This is a genomic window from Metamycoplasma spumans, from assembly GCF_041026625.1.
Lineage (GTDB): Bacteria > Bacillota_I > Bacilli_A > Mycoplasmatales > Metamycoplasmataceae > Metamycoplasma > Metamycoplasma spumans.
Map to the genome: position 1 here is coordinate 508,054 of NZ_CP163393.1, position 26,363 is coordinate 534,416.

General features: G+C 27.8%; 15 protein-coding genes, 2 tRNA genes and 1 riboswitch. Of the genes, 5 read left to right on the plus strand and 12 right to left on the minus strand.

Translation table 4 applies throughout. The features are described 5' to 3' along the window. Nucleotides 1–60: 60 nt before the first annotated feature. The 9 genes from AB5V95_RS02215 to AB5V95_RS02255 all read right to left on the minus strand — a co-directional run bounded on the left by AB5V95_RS02215 (nucleotide 61) and on the right by AB5V95_RS02255 (nucleotide 17,977). The gene (locus tag AB5V95_RS02215; RefSeq protein WP_036476057.1) at nucleotides 61–1,002 is read right to left on the minus strand and encodes an ABC transporter ATP-binding protein; all 942 of its coding nucleotides are present in this window, start codon (nucleotides 1,000–1,002) and stop codon (nucleotides 61–63) included. Continuing rightward, the gene (locus AB5V95_RS02220; RefSeq protein ID WP_369085747.1) at nucleotides 1,002–9,404 is read right to left on the minus strand and encodes an FtsX-like permease family protein; all 8,403 of its coding nucleotides are present in this window, start codon (nucleotides 9,402–9,404) and stop codon (nucleotides 1,002–1,004) included. Before AB5V95_RS02220 ends, AB5V95_RS02215 begins: the two co-directional genes overlap by 1 nt. A 169-nt stretch (nucleotides 9,405–9,573) precedes the next feature. Continuing rightward, the gene (rsmG, locus tag AB5V95_RS02225) at nucleotides 9,574–10,284 is read right to left on the minus strand and encodes a 16S rRNA (guanine(527)-N(7))-methyltransferase RsmG (RefSeq protein WP_369085748.1); all 711 of its coding nucleotides are present in this window, start codon (nucleotides 10,282–10,284) and stop codon (nucleotides 9,574–9,576) included. After that, nucleotides 10,262–11,230, minus strand: coding sequence for a ribose-phosphate pyrophosphokinase (locus tag AB5V95_RS02230; protein WP_027122827.1), 969 nt, complete (start codon nucleotides 11,228–11,230; stop codon nucleotides 10,262–10,264). Before AB5V95_RS02230 ends, rsmG begins: the two co-directional genes overlap by 23 nt. 139 nt (nucleotides 11,231–11,369) lie before the next feature. After that, a complete protein-coding gene (mgtA, locus tag AB5V95_RS02235) occupies nucleotides 11,370–14,183 on the minus strand; it encodes a magnesium-translocating P-type ATPase (protein WP_369085749.1) in 2,814 nt (937 codons plus the stop codon). A 224-nt stretch (nucleotides 14,184–14,407) separates the two neighbouring features. Next, nucleotides 14,408–15,151, minus strand: coding sequence for a phosphonate ABC transporter ATP-binding protein (locus tag AB5V95_RS02240; protein ID WP_369085750.1), 744 nt, complete (start codon nucleotides 15,149–15,151; stop codon nucleotides 14,408–14,410). 211 nt (nucleotides 15,152–15,362) lie between these two features. Further along, nucleotides 15,363–16,334: a lactate dehydrogenase gene (locus tag AB5V95_RS02245; RefSeq protein ID WP_027122824.1), complete on the minus strand. Its 972-nt coding sequence runs from the start codon at nucleotides 16,332–16,334 to the stop codon at nucleotides 15,363–15,365. Next, complete coding sequence (locus tag AB5V95_RS02250) at nucleotides 16,327–17,652, minus strand: hypothetical protein (protein WP_027122823.1); 1,326 nt, start codon at nucleotides 17,650–17,652, stop codon at nucleotides 16,327–16,329. Before AB5V95_RS02250 ends, AB5V95_RS02245 begins: the two co-directional genes overlap by 8 nt. After that, nucleotides 17,642–17,977 carry a hypothetical protein gene (locus AB5V95_RS02255; RefSeq protein WP_027122822.1) on the minus strand — a complete coding sequence of 112 codons (336 nt, stop codon included), beginning with the start codon at nucleotides 17,975–17,977 and terminating at the stop codon, nucleotides 17,642–17,644. The genes AB5V95_RS02250 and AB5V95_RS02255 overlap by 11 nt, the downstream gene beginning before the upstream one ends. Nucleotides 17,978–18,066: 89 nt before the next feature. After that, nucleotides 18,067–18,156, plus strand: a riboswitch (TPP riboswitch). Between the two features lie 22 nt (nucleotides 18,157–18,178). Between AB5V95_RS02255 and cypl the strand changes: the two genes are divergently transcribed. Then, complete coding sequence (gene cypl, locus AB5V95_RS02260) at nucleotides 18,179–19,321, plus strand: ABC transporter thiamine pyrophosphate-binding lipoprotein p37/Cypl (RefSeq protein WP_369085751.1); 1,143 nt, start codon at nucleotides 18,179–18,181, stop codon at nucleotides 19,319–19,321. 2 nt (nucleotides 19,322–19,323) lie between these two features. After that, nucleotides 19,324–21,027, plus strand: coding sequence for an ABC transporter permease (locus tag AB5V95_RS02265; RefSeq protein ID WP_369085752.1), 1,704 nt, complete (start codon nucleotides 19,324–19,326; stop codon nucleotides 21,025–21,027). Nucleotides 21,028–21,084: 57 nt separating this feature from the next. Here the strand turns inward: AB5V95_RS02265 and AB5V95_RS02270 are convergent, their stop codons facing one another. The 3 genes from AB5V95_RS02270 to AB5V95_RS02280 form a co-directional block, all read right to left on the minus strand. Beyond that, entirely contained in the window at nucleotides 21,085–23,619 is a 2,535-nt protein-coding gene (locus tag AB5V95_RS02270) for a type I restriction-modification system subunit M (RefSeq protein ID WP_369085753.1), read from the minus strand. Nucleotides 23,620–23,751: 132 nt separating this feature from the next. Further along, a tRNA-Lys gene (locus tag AB5V95_RS02275) sits at nucleotides 23,752–23,827 on the minus strand. A 2-nt stretch (nucleotides 23,828–23,829) separates the two neighbouring features. Beyond that, nucleotides 23,830–23,916 (minus strand) — tRNA-Leu (locus tag AB5V95_RS02280). 191 nt (nucleotides 23,917–24,107) lie between these two features. Here AB5V95_RS02280 and AB5V95_RS02285 point away from each other — a divergent pair. From AB5V95_RS02285 to rsmA, 3 genes are read left to right on the plus strand one after another with little or no spacing between them, the layout of a single operon-like run. Beyond that, nucleotides 24,108–24,779: a hypothetical protein gene (locus tag AB5V95_RS02285; protein WP_369085754.1), complete on the plus strand. Its 672-nt coding sequence runs from the start codon at nucleotides 24,108–24,110 to the stop codon at nucleotides 24,777–24,779. Beyond that, nucleotides 24,779–25,540, plus strand: coding sequence for a TatD family hydrolase (locus tag AB5V95_RS02290; protein WP_369085755.1), 762 nt, complete (start codon nucleotides 24,779–24,781; stop codon nucleotides 25,538–25,540). The genes AB5V95_RS02285 and AB5V95_RS02290 overlap by 1 nt, the downstream gene beginning before the upstream one ends. Nucleotides 25,541–25,542: 2 nt before the next feature. Further along, complete coding sequence (gene rsmA / locus AB5V95_RS02295; protein ID WP_369085756.1) at nucleotides 25,543–26,316, plus strand: 16S rRNA (adenine(1518)-N(6)/adenine(1519)-N(6))-dimethyltransferase RsmA; 774 nt, start codon at nucleotides 25,543–25,545, stop codon at nucleotides 26,314–26,316. Nucleotides 26,317–26,363: the final 47 nt, after the last annotated feature.

Sequence of the window (26,363 nt, forward strand, 5' to 3'; positions counted from 1 at the left end):
ATAATTCTAATCTACTTTTCAATATAAAAACACGAGATATAACTCGTGTCTTTTTAAAAATTAATTTGTTGCATTTTTTTCAATTAATCATTCGCGTTCTTGAATTGCAATTTCTTTTATATGACCTAATTCTAAATAAATAACTTTATCAGCCATTTTAGCAACATCAGGATCATGTGAAACAACGATAATTGTAGTTCCATAATCACGATTGATTTGTTGCAATATTTTTAAAACTGTTAAACCGGTTTTTTCATCCAAAGCACCAGTAGGTTCATCTGCTACAAGTATTTCAGAGTTTTTAGCGATAGCTCTTAAAATTGAAACACGTTGTTGTTGCCCTCCGGACATTTGTGAAGGATATTTGTACATACATTCTTGTAAATCAAAATCCTTAAATAATTTTTTAATATCCAAATGCTTTGATTTATCTTTTTGCAAATATGATCCAGATTCAACATTGTCATAACTATTTAAATTTTGCAATAGGTTATAGTTTTGGAAAATAAATGAAATATTTTCTCTTCTAAATAAAGTTTGTTTATTATCACTTAAATAAGGTAAGTTCACATTATTAACAATCACTTTACCCGAAGTTGGACGATCTAATGCGCTAATAATATTTAGTAGTGTTGATTTACCAGAACCTGATTTACCATATAATATCGCAATCTCGCCACGTTTAATTTCAAAGCTTATACCTTTTAAAACATCAGTCGCAACATTACCCGATAAATATGTTTTTTTAACATCGGAAACTTCCACAATATTATCGCCTGTATTTTTTTGATTATAGTCGGCGTCTTTTTTTCTTGGCTTATTATTAGCCTTTTTGAATTTTTTAAGTGTGGCAGCGTCTAAAACTTTAATTTTAACACCTTCATCTTTAACCTCGAAAGGTTCTTTATGTTTCTTAATGTTAATTAGATTAATATCTTGCAAAGTTTGTTCATCAACTAATTTTTTACTTTTTTTAGTCACTGATTTTTTTTCTTTAGACATTATTTTCCTTTCAAGGCATCAACAGCCTTAACTTTATTTAGACTCTTTCATGTAGCAACAGAAGTTGCAATAAATACTGATAAACAAATTACTGTACTTAAAATAATTGTTGAGGCGTGCAATACTAACGGAAGAACAATTTGACTTGTTACCATCATAAACGCATTAAAGAATGCAATTATTGAAAGTGTGACTGGAATCATTAAAACACAAGCTAATATAATTGCTGGAACAAAGTTAAAGAAGAATAAGAATATTTTTTCACGGTTAGTGTAACCCAACACTGAAAATGTTGCTATTGATCTTTGATTTGAAGCAATCATAATATTAGTAATAACAATTAAAATAATAATTGAAATAACTAACGAAACAATTATGAACGCTACTAAGATAGTATTAATTGTATTAGATATACCTGCTGTAAATCCTGCTTCGATATCTTTACTATTAACATCGAATGAAGCACCATACATTATGTTCTTACCATATATTGAATCTGGTTGAGTTCCATAAAATTTAGTTAGTATTTTACGTGCCAATACTTTATATTTCTCATTAGCATTAGCTTCTTTAACAATTTCTTGGAATTTTTCTTCATCGATATTTAGCAATTTAAATAACTGAGTTTTGTAATCTAGGTTAGCTTCTGGGTGAGCCTCATTATAAGCTTTAACATTATGTTCATATACAGAAACGTAATTTAAACTCTTATTAGAAATAAATATTCTCTTAAAGAATGTTCAAACGCTTTGGTCGCTTGATGAATCAACATCATAAGAAGCGGCCGCACCTCAGAATCCTGTTGATGAATATGTTGTTAAAGTGTCGATTGTTTGAACAGGAGTATTATCATTTGATAAAACACCATTAAATGCATCGTATTTTCTGTCAAATTCTCTTTTAATTTTTTCAGAATTTTCAGGGTTTAAATATATATCTTTTTCAAGTTCTCATTCTCTAGCTTTTTTCAATCTTTGACTTAGTGTGTCGTATCCAAGAATGTGGTCTAAAATATCTTTTCTAGTTGAAATTTCAGTATTGATATATGTTTGTGATATTCCGATAACTTTGAAATTATATCCAGTTCTTGGAGCTTGTTGTAATAAAGCTTTATGACTGTATCTATCAACGTGGTTCAATAATTCACCATAAAATACTGAACCTATATCTAGTTTATATTTACGTAAGGCAACTTCATTTATAACAACTGGAATTGCATCATTGCTATCAAAATGATAATTATATTCACGTAATTTTTTAGTTAAATCTTCGCCATTTTTATTTTCTAATTTAACAAATTTACTATCGTCGTAATATCCATAAATTCTATTTTCTTTACCATTAATTAATGCTTTTGCATAGGTATATTTTTCATTTGTAGGTTCGTTTCAGAAAATTCCACCAAATGAAACGAAGAAATCATTGCTATTAATTTTACGATATGCATTAACTAGAAAATTACGATATTCTTGTCTAAACCTTGCTGTTGTTACTTTTTTAGGTTTTAGATATATTTCATTGACAGGGTCTCATTCAACAAACCTGAATTGTTCAGTAATTTTGCCATCACCGCCAGATTGTTCAGTACCATCATCGAAGTAACCTGGACCCACGAATCTAAAGTAACTTACTCTGTTTGATAAATCTTCAGGCTTTCCTGAATTATGATCTTCAATAAATTTCTTAATATCTCTAACGGCGATTATGCTATCATCATCGTCTAATAACCCGTTAATAATATTTGTGTAGTCTTTGTTCGCTTTTAATTTTCTTAAATCGATTAAGAACTGAGTATTTTGCATTTCGATTGATACACGTTTAAATATCTGCGCAACCCGCGCTCTTTGAGTTTCTGGCATGTTTGCATATGTAACATCTCAAGGTGATAATTCAACTGATAAATCCATCAAAATGTCTAATGAAGATTTTGTAATAACTGTAGGATCATAAGGATGGTGAATAACATCAGTATTAAATGAGCCACCAGGTCTTAAAAAGTTCGGGTTATCATAATCCAATTGGCTTCCATTCGTTGATGTTCCACCCGCTAAATCGTTAGGGACATATAACAAATTGTTAATGTCATTTTTATTATATGTTGTATATGGACCACCCTCAGTTGTAGGGCTTTCTAAATCGAGCTTGAAATTATATAACCTATCTTTATATGTTTTCGATATAGCCTTATTAAATACATTATTCGATGATAAGAAGAACATCGAAATTAATGAAGTAGTTGAAAAGGCAAGAAATAGTGAAAACATTTTTCAGAAATTATTCAACGCCATCGAAGCTATGAATCTTGCTTTAACAGGTAATCTTCTAAATAAAGCCGAAATCTTTTGTCCGATGTTTCCTATTGAAACCTCTGTTAAACCGCTCATTAATTCAGTCGGTTTTTTTGATACTGAAATTCTTGTAATAATATAAATTAACACCGAAACAAATAAAATAGGAACCAATAATGTCGATATCATCGTAAGTGCATTAAACGGTATTACATTATTTTCTAGCGTTCAATACGAAGATAGAACTCTCATTGCAGGTAATTGTAAGGCAAATCCTAAAATATAGCCAAATAAACCACCAATACCAGCTGGCAATCAACCGAATGCACAGAATGAGAGAGCTATTTCTGTTGTTTTATACCCTTGGGCCCTTAAAATACCAACAACTTTATTTCTTGCTTCGATGTATCTCTTAACAATAAAGTAAACAATAAAGGCAACCAAGATAGTTAAAATAGTACTTAAATAAATTGTTGCATTTCTAATTGATGAGACAATTGATCTAATAGTTATTACTCTGATGTATCTTTCAGGGTTTATATTATCTTGTTCATCTTTTAAATAAACTTTTCTAGTTGAACTTGGCGCAACATTATCAATAATTTTGTTAAATTCAACTTTTAATTCTTCTGGAGTTTTATTTTCTAAAACCCTGCCTCTTGCATTGGTTGGTGATTTAACTAATGCATATGTTTTAACAGCAAATGTAGGATAAGCCGAATAAATTCTGTCAAAACCTTTTGAGTTTACATAGATAATAGCTTGGTTTTTGGTGTTAACTTGAATATTTTCTTCGTTAACAACTGGATATAGATAGTCAGCAGTACCGTCAATACCAATGATTAAATACTCTTGACTGTTAACTTTAATTTTATATTTATCTTCAAGCGAGCTAATAAATAATTGCATTTTATAAGGGTTTGATAAATATTGTGTAACGTCGCCTGTATAAACTTCTTTATTATTGGCATTCATGTATCCATAATTTACTTTTGCAAAATATGAACCGGAATCTGTGTATGAAATTAAGTTACTAATAACAACTGGTTTAATAACGTCTGCCAAAGCATTTCTAATCGTTTCTGAAATATTTAAATCGAATAATACTAAGTCTTTTCCGTTTGGAGCAACCAATTTTTGATTTAGCAAGTAATTAAAATATGAAATATCTAAGTTGACAGCTTCATCGCTTTTACTTTCAATTAATATAGGACCAGAACCAAATGATTGTGTTATCGAAATAATTTGGTTTTTAATATCTTTAATGTCTGCACCTTGAAGGTTATCTAAAAGTTTTTTAACAATATAGCCAAGATTTCCTTCATTAGGATTTGGGCTTAAAACATAGTACATCAAAATTTGTGGGAAGCTCATGAAAGTAAATGGATTCAATAAGTTCCTTGGAATATTTAATAATGATAAATGTTCAGGTAAATTTGTTGACTCTAGAGTTTGTGAGTATAAAATATCAAAAATAAAATCAGATGTTACTAAAGGTTGCAATTGAGTATTTGATTCTTTATTTGTAGTTTTAATAAATGAAGATAAAAATGTATTCAATGATTCTAAATAAAATGTTGGCATTTGATCAGCTGAAGCTATGTATCCAAAGTTATATGAAAGTTCATTTGAATTTCTAATAAATACGTCTTTAATTAGTTTAATAACTTCATCATTAATACCCATTTTTTTAAGCTTATCAAACATTGCTTTAAATGTTTGGCTGTCGTTAATTGCCTTAATTAATTCTTTGTTTGCATGTGTTGTTGAAGCATTTGCGTATGCGATTTTTAATAGTGTTGAACGATAGTTATTGTCACTTCCTAAAATACCCATACTTGGAATAGGATTAATAACAGCGTCGTAATTAGCCATTAAGTTTTTAATTTCAGCACTTTTAGCAGTGTTCAAAAGTTCATTTAGTATTAAACTAATTTGGTCGTAACTCAAGAATTTTTCATATGTATAATCCAAATATTTATCACCAGTTGTTGGGTCGGTAATGGTTTTTTCATGAGCAATTGCTAATCTATTTAGTTGATAAGCAATTTTTATTCATAGACTATACATTGCCAATTGATTTCTAATAATTCCTTCTTGGCCAGAGCCTAACATATCACCAACGAAATTACGTGCTAAAACGCTATGTAATGTTTGTAATATTTCTCCGTCATTTTTGTGTAATGGATCGTTTGGATTAATCAATGCTGAACGATAAGCTAAATCACCATAAGTTTTAATATCTTTATTTAATAGTCCACGATTATCAAAATCATATTTTCCATTTTGCGGTAAATAATTAGTAATAAATAATTTTGAAACAAAATCACGGTATTCAATAATTTTATTTTCTAAACTTTGTAAATTAGAAATGTCTAAATTATTCGCTTTAATCGGACCTCTAATAAAGTTGTATTCATTTTCGGTTAATTTTAACGAACCATTATTTTCTTTAGCATCTCTAATTTTTGACAAGACTTTATTAATATCATTTACATTGTATCTATTTATTGGTAATGTAATTGTAGTAGGTAAGTCGCTATTTGCAACGGAACTAGGAAATGCTAATGATGAAAGGGTTGGTAAATCTAAAAGAGATAATTTTTTATTATCTTGAGCAGGAATTGCTATATTTAACTCTTTAACAACATTATCAGTTTTTGAAGATAAGTTAAATATTTGATTAATTGCTTTTTGAATTTGTAAAATTTTACCGCTATTTACATTTTCAATATCAGCCGAGTTTATTGATGTTAAAAACGAAGCTAAATAATCAGGTTGAGATATGCTTTCAGTATTATAATCTGGATAAATTTTATTATTAGCAATAACTGGATATTTTTGATGTTGAATCAAACCTTCAAGTGATAATGTAAAACGAGATAAGTTAAAGTTACTAATTAAATTAAATAAACCTTTATTAATATTGCTATAAGGTTGTTCATTATCCTCAGCTCCATTTAACTTATTAAATATTTCTTTAACGTTATTTTTAGTTTCTTGGCTTAAATTAACTTGAGCAAGCTCATTAGCAACTAATCATCTTTGATAGTATCCAGTAGGTGATTCAGGGCTTAAAAATTTAGAAAAATCTACAGCGTTAATAATTTGTTGAATTGATTTTTTAATTGCATATTCATCGACAGATCTTAAAAAGCTAATAAACAATCTTGAAGAAGACATTGTTCAATAAGTATCTTTTTGAGATGTGAAAGGTTTATATGGATGCTTTTCATATCAGTCTTGAACTATTGCAGAAAACTTCACAAAGTCAATTGAATTTATAATCCCTTTTAAAACACTAAAGATAATTGACTTATCTTTTATTAGGTTAATTAAATCAAATAAACTTAATTTAAGTTGAGGAATTACATATAAATTTCTTAAGTTGATTATATTGTTTAAATTTTCTAATTGCTTAATTAAATATTCATCACGGCCAGCTGGCGTCGAAGAAGAATTATTATAAATATTCTCAAAGTAATCAATTACTGTACCTAACATATTTTTTATAAAGGTATTAGCATTCATATTATTGAATTCTAAATTCTTATTCTTACTATGATCAATTGGTTCATTTAAAAATTTAATAACGTCTAAAATTACTTTTTGTAAAATAAAGTTATTTGTCTTACCTACAGCTAATAAAGTGTGAAAGTCATTAGATTCAACACTTTTTGAGACTGCATTAAACACACGGTATAAATCGTCTTTTTTGAATAATTTAGCAATATCGGAACTCAAAATGATTGTTCTTACTCTTTCAATTAATCCGTTAATTGTTTTCTTTTGAATAATTTCATTAGTTAAATCACTTGAAATAGCACCGAACGCAATTGGCAAACTAATTGAGTTTTTAAATGTTGGATTAACTTGAGCTCAACCATTAGGGCCAATATCACCTCTAACAGTGTAATCTTGTTTAACCATAAATTCGTATAATTCATTTATTGTTAAATATTCTTTGCCATCAACTAAAACCTTATTTCAAACATTTCTTTCTGTAAAGTTTTTTATTGGTGAATATTTTAATAAAATATAGCGACCTTTGCTTGGCATTGCTATTGCCCCTATTAAAGTTGATCCTTTTGGATTCATAGGTTCTGCCGTTGCAGTTGTAATACCTAAAATTTTTCCATTTACTAAATAAGGAACTTCTGTTTTGGCTAAGAAATCATAATATTTTTCAAATCTAATATCAGGATTGAAATAATTGATATCAGGTGTAAACTTTTCAAATATTTTTTGAATAATTGAAAATGTGTAAACAGAAGGGATTTTTTGAATTAAATTCGAATTAGGGTTTGACTTCAAAATAAACTCATCAACGTTGGTATCTGTAATTGAAGAATTAAGAACTGATGGATTTAGAGTGTCATTGTATAATTTATCAACATTTTGTGTTATTCCCATTAATTTGTGATCTTTATCACCCATATTAACAAAATGGTAAACATTCTTTTGCGCTGTTTCTTCATTAACGGTTTCTACAGTTATACTTTGTCTAATACCAAGATTTTCTTCTCCAACTTGCTTTCTAATGTCATTAATAATTGAAGTCTTGGCATAATTATCAGAACCTGAACGAATAAAATTTTGATGCTCTTTTAAATTATTAACATTCGAAATTTTGTTATATTGCTCATTAGAAATTAATGAATCACCAAATTCGTTAAATTCAATTTGTTTAATATTGTGTAATTTTTTTCTTTCAATATTCTTGTTTTCAGAAGGAATTTTTGAATTTTCAGTTCCGCCATCTCATGGATTTTTAAACACTGTTAATGTATCTTCTTTTGTTATTGGAACTGTTTTAGTAATAACTTCTTGGTTAAGATTGGTTTTATATGTTGTAACCAAGGTTTTATTTCAATAAGTAAAATATGAATATTTTTTATAATCTTGTGGATATTTTTCTTTAAATTCAGAAATAAATTTGAAATACGAACCCTTTCAGTTTGATTCGTTTTCGTCGCTTGATTCATTTCAGTTCAAAATATAACGATATCAATTATAAGTTGTTAATGTTTCAGAAGATCTTACTCAACTTGCTGGTATTTTATAATTTTGATTAGCAGCTAATGTTTCGTATTGATTAATATCTTTGCTAATTTCATTTTTATCTAAATAAGAATTTAAGTTAAAGTTTAAAACTAGCTCATCATTGCCTTCAATTGTCATATTGTTAGTTTTAAAATTAGATGCTAATTTAATATCAGCCACTTTAGCATTTTCTTCATTAAAAAAGTATTTATCATGATTTTCTGCTTTTTCAAATCCTAACAATTCCATTACATCAGATCCTGATATAACAACTAAATTATTTTCAGCATTTCATTTATCAAAATCAACAGTATCAAATGATGCTTCGTTAGTTTGGATATTTATGAATAAAGGCGAAGGATTGTATAAAAAATCACTTTCGTTTTGTGCTCCATTAGCCCCTCTTGCGGCATAACCAATATTTGCAATATCACTTATTTTAAAGGGTTTTACAAAAGTTAATTCCTGATTCTTATTAATCGATACTTTTGCTGTATGTGGAACAAATTTGTTTCCATCTTTTAAATAAATTTTAAATTGACGGTCCTTACCAGAAAATGTAAAATTTCTTATTTTAGATTCATTAGGGTTGGGCTTTAAAATTTCAAAATCAACACTAGAAACAGAATTCGATCCTTCATAAAGAAATCTCATAAAATCTTCTGTACTAATGTAGTAATTTTCATTATTAACATTTCAATTTTCAAATGTGTCTTTTAATTTAATATAGTTTTGCTGAGATGGTAATAAATTAATTGAGTATGTCTTATTAAAACCATTATCAGATGACTCAAATTTAATTGGAGATTTTACAACAGTGTTATTATCTTCGCCAACTTGACTAAAGCCTGAATTGGGTGCAATTCCAGATGGATTAACATCTAAATCAACAGTTATATCATGTAATCTAGATACCTTATCATAGGCATTAATTGTACCTGAGTAACTACTTTTAACATTGTTTAATAAAGTAAATAAAAATGTAGTTAAAAATATTAATATTGTTAAACAAATTAATGTTACTTTATTTTTAGAAAGGGATTTAAACACCTCTTTAAACAATCTTTTCATAATATCTCCTCATTAAATTTATATTTTATTTATTACATAAATAAATAGTATAGATAAATATGGTAAATTATATACTTTTGGCGAAAAATATAAGAAAAAACCGCCTTATTTCAAGTTTTTTAACAATTTTAAGGCAGTTTTTATGTTATTTCTTGACAAAAATTAGGATTTATTTAAGATTATTTTTTATTATTTGCGCTCATTTTCTTGGTAAATCAGGAGGGGTTTTAATTGTTTTTTTATAGTAAACTAAATTATTTTCAATCGAAAAAAATACACCTAATTTTAAAGTTTCAAATGTTAAATTTAGTCTATTTTTTATTCATAAAGCATTATTAATTTCAGCTTCATAATTATTAGATTTTAAAAAGCAAAATGTTGAATTTTGTTTACCTAACTTATGTGAAATCTCTGCTAAATTTTTAAGTTCACTAACAGCTCTAGCGCTTATGAAATCAAATGTATTAAATTCAGAAGATTCTTCAGCTCTAAGTTTTTTTACTTTAATATTTTTTAGCTTTAATTTTTCAATCACTAGGTTAAGAAAATTTACCCTTTTTTGTTGGGGTTCATAAATGGTTAAGTCAAAATTTGGCGAGTAAATGAAATAGGGAACGATTGGAAATCCCGCACCGCTACCTATGTCTAAAATACTTTTAGAATCTAAATTCAATATATCTGCATCAATTTTTTTAAAAATTAAAATCGATTCAATCAAACCTTCTTTTATAAGTTTTTCATTATAAAATCCAGTAAGATTATACTTTTGATTTTCTTCTTCTATTAATGCATAGTATTCATAAAGTTTATTAAGAGTATCTTCTGATACATTACCTAAATGCTCTGTGAATAGTTGATTAGTTTCCGTGGCTGTAAGCATCGTATATTTCAGTTATTGAACTGTTGTTAATATTTGCCTGTATAACCATTCCTAAAAATTGTGCCATTGACAATTCTCTTAGTTTTTTAAAATGAGACATTGAACTGTGATCAATTGAGTTTGTAATAATAACTTCATCGATAATTTCATTATTTTCAAACATTTCAAATCCTTTTGAAAATAACCCGTGTGTTGCTGCAATAATAACCTTTTTAGCACCTTGAGCTTTTAAAGCTTCTGCAGCGTGAATTATTGTTCCACCAGTATCAATAATATCGTCATAGATAATTACATTTTTGTCTTTTACATTACCTAAGACACCCATAATTTCTGAAACATTAGGTCCTGTTCTTCTTTTATCAATAATAGCAATTTGTTCGCCAGTATTTAATAGCTCTGAAAGTTGTCTTGCTCTAACTGCACCACCGTGATCAGGTGAAACAATGACAAATTTGTCTTCACGTTTTCTAAGTTCATTAGAAAAGATAAATTGACCTCTCAAATCATCAACTGGAATATTGAAAAAACCTTGGATTGATGGATTGTGTAAATCAATTGTAATAACTTTAGCAGCTCCTGCTACCTCTAATAAATCTGCTACTAATTTAGCGGTAATTGGTTGACGTCCACTTGCTTTTCTATCTTGACGTGCATATCCGTAATATGTCATTACGCAAATGATTCTTTTTGCGCTCGCTCTTTTTAATGAGTCAATAAAAATTAATAAACTCATTAAATTTTCATTGACAGGTTTTGATGTATTGCAAACAATAAATACAGTTTTATTTCTAACGGTTGTATCTGAATATAATAATTGTTCCCCGTCTGCAAATGTTATTTTTTGTACCGGTGTAATTTCTCTATTTAAAAATTGACCAATTTCATCAGCTAATTTCTTAGAATTTTCCATTCCGAAAATTACTACATTGTCATCTACTTTTTTCATATTTCCTTCCTTATTCTTTTGTTTATATCTAAATATAAACATTTTGCTTTTTATATATAAAAAGTATATATATTTTTTAACGAAATTTAATCACTTTGATAAGCTTTAAAATAAAAATCGCGCAATAGCACGATTTAAATTATAAAAATTCTCTGTGTACTTTTCTATATATGATTTTAGTAACCTCAACCAATGTGATGTATGAACCCATAAACATTGCAAGTCATGCATAGAATATTGGAGGTAATGGTGACAATTGCAATCAGCTATTAATTGGTTTTATATAAGGTACAGCAGTAACGGCAGCAACACCTAATAAAGTCATTATAAATACAGGTGTTGATGCATTAGATTTAATGAATGGAATCTTATTTGTTCTTAAGAAATGAATTACAAAAGTTTGTGTTCACATAGAGGTTATTAGTCAACCTGCTCAGAATAATTTTCTAAACTCAGCTTGTTTTGCAATATCAGTTATTGTTTTATAAGAACCCATCACTTCGCCATTGTAATGCAAATTAGGAATTATTGCATAATATAGAACAACAAATGTCATTATATCTACTATTGAGCTAACCGGACCAAACCACAACATAAATTTCCAGATTGACTTATGTTCTCACTTCCGTGGTTTTTGAATAAATTCTTTATCGACATTATCTCATGGTAAAGTTCCGCACGATAAATCGTAAATTAAGTTCAAGAATATAATTTGAACAGGAGCCATTGGAATAAATGGCAAGATAAATGAAGCCATTAATACACTTAATACGTTACCAAAATTTGATGAAACAGTCATTTTTACATACTTGTTTATATTAGCATGAGTTTTTCTACCTTCAACAATACCGGTAGCTAAAACGTTTAAATCTTTTTCTAACAAAATAATATTAGCAGATTCTTTTGCAATATCAACTGCGGTGTCAACTGAAATAGAAACGTCAGCAACTTTCATAGCAGGGGCGTCATTGATACCGTCACCCATATAGCCAACTACGTGACCATTTTTACGCAAAATGCTTATTATTCTTGCCTTTTGATCAGGACTTAGTTTGGCAAAAATTTGTGTTTTTTCTACTTCGATAGCTAACTCTTGGTCAGTCATATCAATTATATCTTTACCAATTAAAATTCTGTCATATGGAATACCAACTTTTGCACAAACTGCTTTAGTTACAAGTGGATTATCACCAGTTAAGATTTTAACTTCAACACCTAAATTGTGCAATTTCTTAATTGCATCTTCGGCAGAATCTTTTGGAGGGTCAAGGAAAGTTAAATAACCAATTAAAGTCATATCGCTTTCATCAGCTACCGAAATTTTACCAACTGCATCTATTTGTGATTTTTTAGAAGCAATTGCGATAACTCTCATTCCTTCTTCGCCAAATTCTTCAACTCTATTTAGAACCTTACGAATAATTTTTTTATCCAATGGAACAACTTTTCCATCTAGATAAATTCTTGTACAAACGTTAATAATTTCTTCAACAGCGCCTTTTGTAATTAAAGTAACTTTGTCATTTTTTAATGATTTAACAAGAACCGACATTCTCTTACGTTGAAAATCAAAAGGAACTTCATCGATTTTTTCATAATGTAATTCTAAATTATCTAACGATTTTTCTTCATCTGCCAAATCTAGTGTCTTTTTAATAATTGATTTATCCAGTAGATTCTTTAACCCAGTTTGATAATAAGAATTTAAAAAAGCATATTTTAAAACGTGTGTATCTTCTTTTCCATTAACATCTAAATGACGCTCTAAAATAACTTCATCTTGCGTTAACGTTCCAGTTTTATCAGTACATAAAATATCCATTGCCCCAAAGTTCTGAATTGAATTAAGGTTTTTAACAATTGTTTTAGCCTTACCCATGGCAATAGCGCCTTTTGATAAACAGGCTGTTACAATCATTGGAAGCATCTCGGGGGTTAAACCAACAGCAATAGAAATACCAAATAATAATGCATTAATTCATCTTCTATTAACTGGGTCGTCAGTTTTAGTTAAACCAATAACTAAAAATACGATTGGTATGATAACTGCCATAATTACAGTTAGCATAATTGAAATCTTTTTAATACCTTTTTCAAAGCTTGTTTGAACTTGTTTTTCGCCCACTTTTGAAGCCACTTGTCCAATATAAGTATCATTTCCAGTAACAATTACAATAGCTCTTGCTGAACCGGAAATAATATTCGAACCCATAAAGGCTAAATTAGGACGGTCGGTAATATTGTCATAGCTTTTGTTTGGATCAATTGTTGCATATTTTTCAATTGGTTCACTTTCACCCGTTAATGATGATTGTGAAACAAATAAGTCTTTAGCTTGTAAAATTCTTACGTCGCCAGGAATAATATCTCCGGCAGCAAAGTGAACAATATCACCCACGACAATTTCATCCATTGGAATTTCTTTTAATATCCCATTTCGTTCAACTAAACAAGTAGTTTCAATAATTTCAATTAACTTGTTAGCCGATGAAGCACTCTTCTGTTCTTGAATAAAGTGAACTATACTACTTGCAAAAACCATTACTAAAATAATAATTACAGTTATATAGTTAGGTGAATTGTTTGGATCTTTTTCAATAATCGGTAAAATAACATCAACCACCAATGAAACCATTGATAAAATAAATAAAATAATGTTAAACAAATTGAAAAATGATCTAAATAATCTTTTTCAAACAGTATCAGCACCTTTTTTTGTAATCTTATTTACACCATATTCAGATCTATTTTCATCAATAATATCTTCATTTTTAATCCCATTAAATGATGTGTTATATTTAGAAAATAATTCTTCTTTTTCAGCAATAGAAGAATCAACTAATCGATCACGAATTAATTTATGTTGCTTTTCAATTTTCAAAGCCTTTGCCGACATTTTGTTTTGTTTAACGGCAATCGCTTTAACACTATTAGTATCTAAATTTTGCTTCATATTCCTCCTTCTTTTAAAAAATTAAGGAGAGCAGAATAAATTAAAAAAGATAAGTTCTAATAAACTTATTAACTAATTTATAACTCCGCTCATAACTAGGTATATCCATAGAACCTATCCTTTCGTTAATTTAATAACATAATTTTATAACAAATTGGCTCATAAATTAAAAAAGAGTTAAATAATAACTCTAATTTAACTTAATTTATTGATATTTATTGATATTATTCTTGATATATTTTTTTCAAATCATTTTCAGTTAATAAATCAGTATCTCCGATGTTAAGAATTTTGCCATTTTCGACATAGATATATTTTTTAAAAAATTTTTTAATTAAAGATAAATCGTGTATGTTAACTAGAATAGTTGTTTGATTTTCTTTTTGAATTTTAATTAATAATGACAAGACCTCTTCAGCATTTATAATATCCAAATTTGAAGTCGGTTCATCGGCTAAAATTATTGACACATCTTGTAAGAGTAACTTTGCTATTTCAACACGTTGTTTTTGTCCCCCACTTAGTTCTGAAACTCTTGTAAAACTTTTATCAAATATTCCTAATTTGTCTAGCGTTTGATAAATTTCGTGCTTTTGGTTTTTTGTTAATATTTTTACTCAGCTATATATAAAATTTTTGTATTTGGTATAGAAATGTAATATATTTTCGTAAACATTTAAATCTTCAATTAAATTAGGTTGTTGGCTTAAAAAACCAATATTTGCTAGCTCCTTTTTTCATTGTTTGTTTGTCATTTTTTTATAGCTACTGCCATTTAAAAAAATATCGCCGCTAGTTATCTTCAGCTGTTTTAATATTGCATTGAATATCGTTGATTTACCAGCTCCTGATTTTCCAATAATTGCTACCATTTCACCTTTTTTTATTTTAAAAGAGACATCTTGCAAAACTAAATCATGATTTTTTTTATACGTAGCAAACACATTTTTAAATTCTAATTGATTCATAAAAAGAATTATAACTTAACTAAACGCTATTTATAGATAAAATAAATCTATTGATAAAGTCAAATCTAATATAAATTAAATAATTAAATCTTTTAAGCAAATATATTGACAATAACAACAAAAAAGTTGGCAAACCATAAATGTTTTATTAAATATTAAAAACGCAGAATAAAAAATAGTGGCATCGCCACTATCTCAATAAAACTAAACATTAATTATTGTCTTCGTATTTAACACCTAAATTATTTAGCACTTCAATAACAGTGTTTTTCATTTCGGCTGAATATGAATCGAACATTTCTTGTTCATTTTCTTCTAATCTAATTTTTGGTAAATGTCTATATCCGTTACGTCCTAAAATTACAGGCAATCCGAAATAAACACCGTGATTTTTATATTCTTTAGGTAATTCAACACCTAATGAATAAACAGATTGTCTATCTGCTAAAATTGCATGAGTAATTTCGGCTAGGTTTTCACCAATACCAAAGTTTGTAATACCTTTACCTGAAATAATTTCAAATGCTTCGTTTTTAACTTTTTGGTTTAATCCTTCAAGTCATTCTTGTGTTACCATTCCGTTTGCTAATCAGTCTTTTAATGAACCTAGACCAATTCTCATTTTTGAAAATGGAATTAAGCAACGAGCGCCATGTTCACCAATTACAAAACCAGTAATTGATGAAGCTTTAACGTTAATTTTTTCGGATAAGAATTTTTTCATTCTGGCTGTTTCTAAAATGGTTCCAGATGAAATAACTTTGCTTGAATCAAATTTAGTAACTTGTTGATAAACTGATGCCATAATATCAACTGGGTTTGACGCAATAATAGTAATTCCTTTGAATCCCGCTGCTTTAATTTTGTTTCCAATTTCTTGCATTAATTTGGCATTGTCAGTTAGTAATTCTAAACGATCTTTTAATGCCCCATCTTTTGGTTTAACAGATGCGGTTATAACAACAACATCAGCATCCGATAAATCGTTATAATCACCTGTTTTAAATGTTGAACCACAGTTATTCATTGACGCTGCGGCATCATTTAAATCTTTAGCTTGTGCTTTAGCATAATCTGCAAAAGCATCAATTAAAATGTAATCTGCTTCTATACTTTTATTTAATGATGCATATAGATAAGCACTACCTACTGCACCAACTCCGATAATTCCGATTTTAGTCATTTTTTGAACCTCCGGCCAATTCGGTAATATTTTTAATTAATTCGACGTGATAAGATTTTACTCCTACATTATCGAATGGATTTATTTCTAATAAATTTGCACACATTAATGTCGATCATTGAATAAACGCTATAATTCAACCCAATGTTCTATAATCATAATTTTCAATGATGATTTTTAGATTCGGGATTTTAAAGTTATTAACATGATTATCGATTAACGTGTTATTAATAATCTTTCCTATTTTATTATATGTGAAATTATATAAATAGTTGTAATAATCATCGTCATTTTCATGTGATAGCGATATTGAATAGTCAATTTTTGGATTTTCGCAAATAATAGAAGTCTCGAAAGTTTTTATAAATGAATTGACTTGATTTTCAGAATAGCTATTCAAATCAGCGGGTTGTTGATTTGACATAACAATAATTCCTTTGTTTTTTCTTAATGAACCTTCAGTTAAATACATTTTGAATAAATTAGATAATTTTGCTTCTGAATTTGAATAATAATTTAGATGTTCTAAACGATATAAGTTGTCTCACAATATAAAACGAACTATGGCATATTGATAAGCTGAATTGTTTTTTAAATCTGCATTTTCATAATATTCATTAGCTTCAATTGCACCCTCTAAATACTCATCAATGTCAACACCTGAACATGCCAATGGCAGAAGTATTGCTGCAGAGTAGCTAAAAAACTTTTCAGTAGAGTTATCAAGCAAAATTAAATGATTATATTTATTTACTTGGACTTCGTTAAATAATTTTCCATAATTATTATTGGTTGTTATATAAATATACTTGGCAGCATTCGCCGATCCAACAGCTTTAGTTAATAATAATTTAAGTTCTCTAAAAATCAATAATATTTCAAACGATTCGCCATTTTGACTGATTACATTAATTGCAAAGTTTCTTGTTTCTAATAATCTAATTAATTGTGCAATATCACGACCATTGATTGTTTCATTAACAAAAATTAAATCAAGCTTTTTAGAAGAGCTTTCAGGATATTTTCCATTGACTAAATTAGTTAATGCTTGTGCTTGCAGACATACATGTTGAGGAGCAATAATTACTAAAGTGTCAATATTTTCTGATAACAATTTTTTAGGCAATTCTTTAATTAAATCAATTTGATTTTTTTGTTGATTTCTTTTTATTTTAAAAGAGCCTAAAAATTGGTGATACTCAACATCACTCTTTTTAAGTTTATTGCTTATTTTTTCAACTAAGGGGCGATACTTTTCAATTGAATGTTCTTTAACTGCTAAAGAAAAATCAAATTTAATTTTATCTTTACTTACCATAATTAATTCCTTTATTTGTAAAGTCAAGTAAAGCTTCAAAATTAGTATCTTCTTTATCTAATCTAAATTCAAATGGATTTCTCAATTCCTTAGGATGTATTCTTTTAAAAGAAACTACTAAATCTCCGTTTGGCATAACTTGAATGATTTGTACTTCTTTAATATCGTCAATTTTAAAAGTTAAATTTAAATTGTTTATGTAATAATCACTAACCTCATTAATGTTTAAAAAACATTTGCGATTATCTTTTGTTATTAAATTTACAACATTTTTTCAAACTTTAACAACTTTTGCTTTAATTATTTTTCCTTCATTATACTCCATGAAAACCTCTTTTCTAAAATCGTATAAACTAGTATATAAATTATATTAAATTATTTTGGTTTAGTTTCAGTTATATTATAATAGATATGTAAAAAGAACAGGGGTGCCGAATGGCTGAGATATACCCTCATTAGCTGATCCAGTTAATACTGGCGTAGTGAGTTTCTCAATTTTTAGCATCCTCAATTAGGAGGATTTTTTATGTCAAAATTTAGACATTTAACCGTCGCTACAGTTTTTTTAGCGACTTCTGCAGGATTAGTTGCAGCATCATGTTCACATAAAAGCGAACAAACAATTACATTTTCAGTTAACAAACCATGATATGGCGAAAATAAAACGGGTTTCTTTGAAAAAATTGAAGATAACTATAACAAAAATGAACAAAATAACACAAAAATCAAAATAACTACCGAATTTATTGGTGAAAATAATGACTTAGCAACTTCGCTATTAAAAGGAAAAAGTGACGTTGCAATTTTAACAAGCACATTATTTAACTTAGGTGATAATCCTAAGAAAATTACACCAATTATTCAAACAATGACTAAACAATTTGTTTTTGATAAACAAGCATCATTTTATGAAAACGGTTCAGAAAATGACCCTCTTCGTTTAGTAGCCGACCAAGCTTATGCATTGTTTGCTGAAAAACCATATAAGCAATGAACCAATGAATCATATGGATGAAACGGCAGTATCTACACAAAATTCTATGAAAAAGGTGAAGCCTTTACAGATTATTATCGTGGCCTAATCATGATTCAAGGTACTGATGAAGAGTTAAATAACATTACCAAGGCATGAAATGACAAAGATTGAAATGCATTTAGAAATTTTGGAATTGTTACAGGTTCAAAAGATAGTGGCTCAAAATATCATGTACAAGAAGCATTATTCAAAAAACACTTCAATAAAGAAGGCAATAAATTCGAATCATTTGAATTAGATAAACTTGCCAACTCTAATAAGTATATAGAAGGTAAGGCAAGAGATATTGGACGCGGCGCTTTAGCAAAATATCACATCGTATTTGATGAACTAGGAAGTTTTGCATATACAAAAAACAATAAAAAGGGCAAAGTCATAGATTACTATACACCAGAAAATGCTGAAGCAAAAATTAAATTTTTAACAGCTACTGATCCAATTAAATACAACGTTTTTGCAACTTCAAAATACCTTGACAAAAACATAGCTAATGGATTGGCAAAATCTATTTATGAAACATGAAAAGAAGGGCAAGACGATTACGGTCAAACCGTCGGATTTTTTGCTTATAAAATAATCAATGACCCTCAAAAAGAAGTTATTGATCCATACCATAAAACATTTGGAATATAAATATGAAAAACATACAAATAGAAAAAACATTTTTTAGAGAAAAAATATCTAATCAAAATATTAAGATAAGAGGTCCTTTAAGATTAATATGAAGGGCGTTATTTTGATTATTATTTTTATCACTAATTGCCTTTTCTATTTGAATGATAAACTTTTCTAATACCAAATATGGGTTAAATATATTTATAGATAATTTAAAAGATTTTTTTAGCCCACATAAATATAGTTCAATTTATAAAAATCAAAATTTATTTCTTTTGTCAATAAGTTTTTTATGACAGAGTATTAAATTAATATTTCTAGGAACAACAATCGGGTTTTTAATAGCTTCATTTACTGCCTATTTTTCAAATTTGAAAATGAACAGTAAATATATAGCAATCCCGATAAAAATATTTATTATTGCTCTAAGAATATTTCCAGAACTATTTTTTATTTATTTATTTACACAATCAGCCGATAAAGATTTAGCCATAAATTTAATATTTTCATGATTTACCTGGCTTTGATTACATGAATATTTTTCACAAGCTATAGAAAACAGCAATTTTACAATTTTCTATCACTTGCAACGCATTAAAACATCACGTTTTAAAGCGTTTTTATTAGAAATATGACCACAAATTAAAATAAAGGTAATAAACTATATCTTCTATGCGTTTGAGTCAAATTTAAGATGGTCTACCATTTTATCCAAACTAAGTTTTTTAGGAATCGGTCTTTTAGTAGCCCCATCTCAAAATAGTACTAAAGATTATTTTAATCAATTACTAACACCATTAATGGTATTGATTGTATTTATATTTTTATTAGAAATATTAAATATTGCCGTTAATAGCTTATTTAAATCACGAACAATGAAAGAAATAAATATTAAAAAATATGAAAAGGTTAAAATAATCAAAAGATTATTAATTGCTTTATTTTTTATTGCTTCAATAACAATTATTGCCTTTGCCGTAATTTCATTAAAAGATAATAAAATTTATTTTAACCAGGCTAAGCAATATTTTAGTGACTTTTTTAACCCTAATCTTTCAAGCATTTCATTTGCTTGAAACGAAAACGGAATAATATATATGGTTATTGAATTAGCGTCATTAGTTTTTTTAGCATTGACTATTATTCATTTAATAACACGTGTTAAAATGTTTTTGATGACAAAACAATTGGTAACTAACTATACATCAATATTCTTTAGATTTAGCAATAGTTTTGTTCGTGCTATACCGACATTATCATTATTTATAATAATTTCAGCTCTTTATAATAGTTCTTCAGCAGCTTTTGTATTAGCTTTTGCAATACATGGCGCTTCGACGCTTTCAAGAAGTATTGAAAGTTCAATAAGAAAATTACCAATTTCTGTGTTTAATCAACTAAAAAAACAAGGGCATAATATTTTTAAAATCTATTTTAACTATGTTCTTCCTTCAATTAAATTAGATTACATAACGCTTTTAAGTTTCGAAATCGAGAAAACTACGAGAAACTTTATTACTTATGGACTTTATTCTTCATCAGCGCTTGGTTTGGCTTCAACAGAGAACCGCATTAAAGGAACAAGCGACATTGCTATTTATTTATGAATTTCATTTGTAATTATTGCTCTTATTAACTTAGCCTCTTATTTAATTAGAGCTAAAATTTCAAACAACTTTAAGCTATTTAATTTATTATCAAGGCATAAAAATAATCAATATTAGTCAATAATTAAATTATAAGAAAAACCCGTTTAAACGGGTTTTAATTTTTTAAATTAACTATTCGCCTTCTAAAATTTTCTTAAATTCTTCTAGGCCTTTTTTATCATATTCGTTAGCAACTAACTCATCAATCATTTTAGAGATTGTTACTGAAATTTCTTTAATATCTTCATCTAATTCAACCAATGTTCCGTCATATTTAGAAATTAACTTTGAAACTTTAATAATTAAATCTTCTAATAATAAATCTGGTAATTTCTTAAGTGAATTAATTAGAGGTTCAATTCACTTAATTTCTAAGATTGATTTAACTTCAGCATCGTCTAGACTCTTAAGTTTTTCTTCAATTTTAACTTTTAAAAGAACGTTTTTCTGATTGATTTGTTTGCTAATCAACTTTTCTTCTTCTAATAATTTAGCAATCTCAACAATTTGAGCGTTTAATGAATTTTCTTCTAATTCGTTTTTTAATGATTTTTTTACAAATTTTAAAACTTCAGAGTTTATAATATCGCCATTTTCTTTGAATAATGATTGATAAGTTTTCTTATCCTCTTCATCTATTTCTTCACAAATTTGTTTATAAGCTTCTTTATTATTTTCAAGATATTCATTTAATTTATCAATTTCATTTGCTTCAGTTTTAAATAATGAATTTTTGATTGAATTTTCATCTAGTAAGTTTTTCTTTCAGTTTTCGTCACTTTGAATAACTTCAAGATCGTTTGAAATAATTTCTCACTCGTCATCAAATAGCTGATATGCTTTATAACTATCAACTAAAGGTATATCTTTAATTAAATTAAATATTTCATTCGTTAGATATTCCTTTTCTTTGCTTATGTTAATTTTTAAATAATCAAATAGCAATCTTTCTTTTAATAAGTCTCTAAAATTATCAAATTGTCTTTCGATTTGATTTTTAAATAAAATTACGTCTCTGTTATTATTAATAATTTCCTCAACATCACCTTCTATCGCATTAGAATAGCGATCATTTTTTACTTCAAATATTTGTTCTTTTAATGAAGGTAAGCCTTTTCAAACATTTTCAAATTGATTAATTTCGTGATTTGGAATGCCACCAAGTATTGAAGCATATAAATCATAAGGTGCTGATTTAGGTGATGAATCAACATAACGAGGAATATTTAAATTATATTTGTTACTTCTAATCTCTTCACGTGATACTTTTCTTGAAAATTTTTCAATATCCTGACGATTAATATATGCGTCAACAATTCTTTTTATATCAGATGTTTGCAACTGGTTATTTTTGCCCAATTTAACAAAATTCTTAGAAGCATCAATAAATAAAATATCATCATTTTGGCGTTTTTGTCTTAAGACCATAATAATGGTTGGAATTGACGTTCCGTAAAATATATTAGCTGGTAAACCGATAATTGCATCAATATTGTTTGACTCAATTAGATTTGTACGTATTTTTTCTTCTTCGCCGCCTCTGAATAGAACACCGTGAGGCAGAACAATAGTCATAATTCCATCCGGTTTTAGATGAAATAAACTATGTAATAAAAATGCATAATCAGCCTTTGTTTTTGGAGCTATACCATAGTTTGCAAATCTAGCATCTGAAAGCGCATCTTTAGGCTCTCAAGCTTGTGAATAAGGAGGATTAGATACAACAGCATCTAAATATAAAGTTTTATATGTTCCTTCTACATCATTATCTTCAAAAAAAGGTCAGTCAACTTCTAAAGTATTACCATTTCTAACAAAAATATTATCAACTATTATCCCTCTCATAACTAAGTTCATTCTAGTTAAGTTATAAGTTGCTGGAATTAACTCTTGAGCATAGTATTTAATTGCATCTTTGTTAGTCAAATATTTTGAAACTGATTTACCAATATTAATTAATAATGAGCCAGAACCAGAAGTTGGGTCGTATATATCGATAGTTTTACGATCTTTTAAATGATTAGCAATAATTTCTGACATCAAAACAGAAACTTCGTGAGGCGTATAAAATTCACCTGCCTTTTTACCGGCATTAGCAGCAAATTTACTAATTAAATATTCATAAATATAACCTAAAACGTCATAACCTTGTTTGCCACCTACAGGAATACTATTAATATTTCCTAATAAATCATTAATTAGGCTCGTTTGTTCTCCTACGGTTCCTCCAAGACTACGCATTAGTGACTGCAAACTACTAAAAATACCAGAAAAAACTTTTTTATGGCTATTAGAAACTAAACGCTCAAATGCATTTAATGCATCAGTAATGTCTGATACACTAAAATCTTTTCCTTTTTTTATTCAAGTTGAAAATAAGTTTTTATAAGAAATAAAGTATCCATTTTTATCTTGAGATCTTTTAATATTATCTTTACTTTCTTGAATTTCATCTTCAGTTAAATTTTCTTCAACATTATAATCAATCAAATCTTTTAATTCATCTTTTTCTCAACCGTCACTAATAAAAAATGATTCAATATTATCTGATAAAAATTTATAGAAAATAAAACCTAATATAAAATCTTTATAGTTATCTGAGTTAATTTTAGATCTTAATTTATCCGCAATTTTTCAGATTTCTGAAGCTAATTCTTGTTTATTCATTCAACACCTCTTTAATTTATAAATCAATACATTTATTATATCATTCTAATGTGCTAAATCTTTTTATTCAAGAAAGATAAGCTTAAGAAATTAAATAAAAAAAAATCAAGTTATTACCTTGATTTTTTTAAATGGTACGCCCTAGAGGATTCGAACCTCTGACCCAATGGTTAAAAGCCATTTGCTCTACCTGCTGAGCTAAGGGCGCTCTGGTGCCCAGAACTGGACTTGAACCAGCACGGCCATTACAGCCAACGGATTTTAAGTCCGTAGCGTCTACCATTCCGCCACCTGGGCAAGGTGTGTTTCAATGCTTAATTATTATATCGTATTTTTTTCATGCTGATTAAAAAAAATAAATATTTTCAATTTTTTTGATTTTTTGACCAAAAATCACAGATTTTAAGCAAATTTCTCTAATTTTCATTAAGTTTTATTTATTTTTTAATACCTAAAATATAATTTATTTATAAATTATGGAGATAATCATGAAATTATTTATATTTGCAGAATCTCAAGAATCAGAGAAACTGCTTAAACATTTAGAAATTATAGAAAATATTAAACTACCATTTAAAAATAATTATCAATCATTGTTAAAATGTAGTTATAACGGTAAATCTTTTTTAGTTGGACATAGTGGGGTTGGAAAAAGTAATGCAGCCCAATTTCTATCTTATGTTATTAGTCAGTACAAGATAAATCATATTATAAATTGTGGGCCTGCCGCTTATTTAAACAAAAAAGATATTGGGACGCCGATTAATATTATTAAAAGCCATTATTACGATGTTGATTTAACAGCATTGCCTAATTATACTATTGGAAAGTTACCAGACTTGGATCTATACTTTGGTTGTGATAAAAATTTATTACATAAACTTAATTATGAAATTGCTGCATGCGCAAGCGCTGATAAATTTGCCTCAGAAAATGATGGAAAATTAATAGCTCAAAACTTTGAATTAACAAAAGTAATAGACATGGAGTGCGCTTCTTATAATCAAGTTGCCAATAATTATGGAATATTATTTAATTCAGTTAAAGTGGTTTCAGATTGTCTAGATAATTCTAATAATTTAGAGTATCGTGAAAGCAAAAAGATATGAGAAGAAGCTATTGTTAATGTTATATTAAAAATATTGAAGGAGATTTTATAATGAAATATATTGACATTCATACTCACCCTTTTAAAGAATATTATGAAAATCCTCACGACGTTGTAAAGCAATGATATGAAGATAATATGGAAAAAATGTTTGTAGTCGGCACAAGTAGAGAAGATTCGGTTGAGCTAATGCAATTATGTCAAAAAGAAAATTACTTGCATCCGATAATTGGTATTCACCCAACTTTAGCTAAAGGAAAAGATGACGGCATTTTTTTAGAAAGTATTATAAATAAAGACGTAATAGGTATTGGCGAAATTGGGCTTGACTATCATTATGATGATTCTCCAAATGCCGAAATTCAAAAAGAAAGCTTTAGATCACAACTAGAAGTTGCCAAAAAGCACAATATTGTTGCAATGCTTCATATTCGTGATGCTTTGGAAGATGCTTTTGAAATAGTTACACAAAAAGAATATAAAGATCTTAAAATTGTTTTCCATTCATTTAGCGGAGATGCTGAATATGTTAGAAAATGTTTACCATATCCTAATATATATTTTTCAATTAGTGGTGTTGTTACATTTAAAAATGCCAAGTCATTACAAGAGGCAGTTAAATTAATTCCTGTTAATAGAATGTTTTGCGAAACAGATACACCTTATTTGGCCCCAACGCCAATGCGTGGAAAACCAAACATATCTCCATATGTAATGTACACATATAAATATATAGCTTCATTAAAAGAAATTAATGAAGAAGAATTTATTAAACAAATTCGCAGTAATGTAAAAGATGTTTTTGGAGTTTAATTATGGAAATAAAAGCAAAAAAATCATTGGGACAGAACTTTTTAATTAATAAAAATATCCAGAATAAAATTGTGCTTAGTGCGGAATTAGAAAATGAAGACGTTATTGAAATAGGCCCAGGCCTAGGGGCTTTAACTTATTTAATTATTCCAAAAGCAAAATCATTAGTCGCATATGAATTAGACAAAGAATTATATGAACGCTTTATAAATGAAAATCATCCCGAAAATATTAAATTTATCAACACAAATTTCCTAGATGTTGACTTAAATAATTTAAATAAAAAAGTGATTGTTATAGGAAATATTCCATATAACATCACTTCTGATATTTTGTTTAAATTATTAAGATCATCAAATAATATCAAGCATGCTGTATTAATGATGCAAAAAGAGGTATGTGATCGTCTTTTAGCCAAACCAAATTCAAAAGAATATAGCAAGCTATCAGTTTCTTTTCAAATCTATTCGAATATCAAAAAGATTTTAATAGCTAAAGCAAATGAATTTAACCCTGCTCCAAAAGTTGATTCTGCCGTTGTTAGAATAAACTTTGATTGTCAAGATGAATATCTAATAAATAATCAAGAAAAAATTTTAAACTTTATTAAAATTTGTTTTCAATTTAAAAGAAAAACTTTATACAACAACCTAATTACCAATTATTCAAAGGATAAAATTTTATTTAGTTTTGAAAAACTATGTTTATCGCTTCAAATTAGAGCAGAAGCGCTTGAAGTTAATCAATTTATCGATTTATTTAAAGCTCTAAATTAAGGGTAAAGAATATGAAAAATAGCAGCAGATGCTGCTATTTTATTTTA